This is a genomic window from Paenibacillus caui, from assembly GCF_019904135.1.
In the GTDB taxonomy this organism is placed as follows: Bacteria; Bacillota; Bacilli; order Paenibacillales; family Paenibacillaceae; genus Fontibacillus; species Fontibacillus caui.
The window spans coordinates 1-1,812 of the sequence record NZ_JAIOGQ010000073.1; the positions used below are offsets into that span (position 1 = coordinate 1).

Sequence of the window (1,812 nt, forward strand, 5' to 3'; positions counted from 1 at the left end):
TGCTCGATGGGCTTTGCCATGACCTATTGGGGAGCGGATGGTGATCATCTGAAATTCCGTTGTCCCCATGCCACAGGCAAGGTGGACTGTCCGCTCGGTATGGCTGCTTGTTCGTCTTCTAACTATGGAATGGTCGTCAAAGTGGATACGAAAAGCGACTTCCGCCGCTATTCAAGTCCACATCGGGACACGAAACGCTGGAAAGAGCTTTACAACGAAAGAACTAGCGTGGAGCGATGCAATTCCCGGATGAAAACATATTTGACCGCAGAGACCATGCATGTCTGGGGAATTCGGAAGGTGACCACTCACCAATATCTGAACGCAATTGTACTGTTGGCCTCTGCACTGGCGATGGCACGTCAGTCACCTAAAGTCGCTGCTTAAATTTTTGAACGAACAGAAATTCTGCAGGTCCGCCCTTTTTTATGTCCGAAGTCACCTGAGACGAAAATACACCACCAACTACTCCTTAGATTCTGCTGTCTAATTCTCAATCACGGAATTATGCAAAATGCTCGAATATAAAAACACTAGATACTTTCCAATTTTCTTGCTTTCTTGAATTTTTAAATTTTCTATATTTCCCTTACCATCCGCACTATTATAAATACGATGAACTATATCATTTGGTATTTCATCAATCTTGTAACTACTGTTCATATTGTAATAAATGACTGCTATGATACCACTCAATAAAAGAAGTACAGCCCCAATTAAAGATCTAAATTTATTTGGCATGTTTTACTCCTTACTTTTTTATAAAAGCCTTACCTCGATTTCCGATAACGTTGTTGTATTCACGAACCCGAAAGGCTTAAGGCGCGTCAGCGCCGGGTCGAAGACTTAGCCTTGTAGGGTTGATCGCCTGATTCCACTTCCTGGCTTCTTATCTTCTGGCGATCCTAGGGCCTACAGGCCCGCAGCGTGAATACGGTGTTATGTGATGCCTGTGCCTTCCCTGAGTTTCTTACATATACTGCCTTTGAATTGCTTCTTTAAATACTTTTATTGGTTCTTCATAGTCAATTGGTTTATAAATTATTCTATTCAGCCATTTTATTAGTTCTTCTTTATCTGCAAATTCCATTTGCGTGTCCGTACTATAAAAGGTTATTTCTTTCATTGTACCTAATACGCTTCTACTATTAGTCTTCGAGATAGTTACTTCCGAACCGTCGTTCATATACGAATTTATTAGTGCCTGTTCAATCTCTTCGCTTACCAAATAATCAAAAAGTTCTGATTGAAATTTATCTATCAGTCCATTTAACTGAGCAGTTCTTATTCCTTCTATTAGTACACTCAACCGACTTAAATCGTTGACGAATAATATGTGCTTTCTATTATTTAAACGAATGATGTTTGCATGCCAACTAAAGAGGGGAGAAACGAGTTCATTCTCTTTAGGAATAGCTTTCATTTCTTTCAGTAGAGTTTGAGTAAATCTTAAGACAAACATTCTCTATTATCCTTCCTTTGCACAGGTTTCACATAACGTCTCAGTATTCATGAACCCGAAAGGCTTAAGGCGCCTAAGCGCCGGGTCGGAGACTTAGCCTTGCAGGGTTGATCGCCTGATTCCACTGCCTGGCATCTTACCTTCTGGCGATCCGAGGACCAACGGCCCGAAGCATGAATACGATGTTAACTGATGTCTCCGACCTCTCTGAATTACCCTCAAAGAGTCTGTAAAATAGTTTGTGTAAACTCCTAAACCCAGTAAAATGGAAGTAATAGAAAGGTTGGGAGAATACATGGGACTTTGGTCAAAAGAACAACTACGGGCTTTCATCAAGGAGAACAACTTGG

The 1,812-nt window shown here is 41.1% G+C and carries 3 protein-coding genes; 1 reads left to right on the forward strand and 2 read right to left on the reverse strand.

The genetic code is table 11. The features are described 5' to 3' along the window. Window positions 1-387, forward strand: a 387-nt coding sequence (locus K7397_RS21125) for a transposase (protein ID WP_223070549.1), incomplete at its 5' end; no start/stop codon positions are given. Between the two features lie 99 nt (window positions 388-486). Here the strand turns inward: K7397_RS21125 and K7397_RS21130 are convergent. Together K7397_RS21130 and K7397_RS21135 are read right to left on the reverse strand one after the other, a co-directional pair. Beyond that, window positions 487-741 carry a hypothetical protein gene (locus K7397_RS21130; protein ID WP_223070550.1) on the reverse strand — a complete coding sequence of 85 codons (255 nt, stop codon included), beginning with the start codon at window positions 739-741 and terminating at the stop codon, window positions 487-489. A gap of 229 nt (window positions 742-970) precedes the next feature. Then, window positions 971-1,462, reverse strand: a complete 492-nt coding sequence (locus K7397_RS21135; protein ID WP_223070551.1) for a DUF6933 domain-containing protein — start codon at window positions 1,460-1,462, stop codon at window positions 971-973. Window positions 1,463-1,812 lie beyond the last annotated feature (350 nt).

Coding starts and splice junctions, on each gene's coding strand:
- K7397_RS21130 (WP_223070550.1), bottom strand. CDS start 741: ATGCCAAATAAATTTAGATCTTTAATTGGGGCTGTACTTCTTTTATTG.
- K7397_RS21135 (WP_223070551.1), bottom strand. CDS start 1,462: ATGTTTGTCTTAAGATTTACTCAAACTCTACTGAAAGAAATGAAAGCT.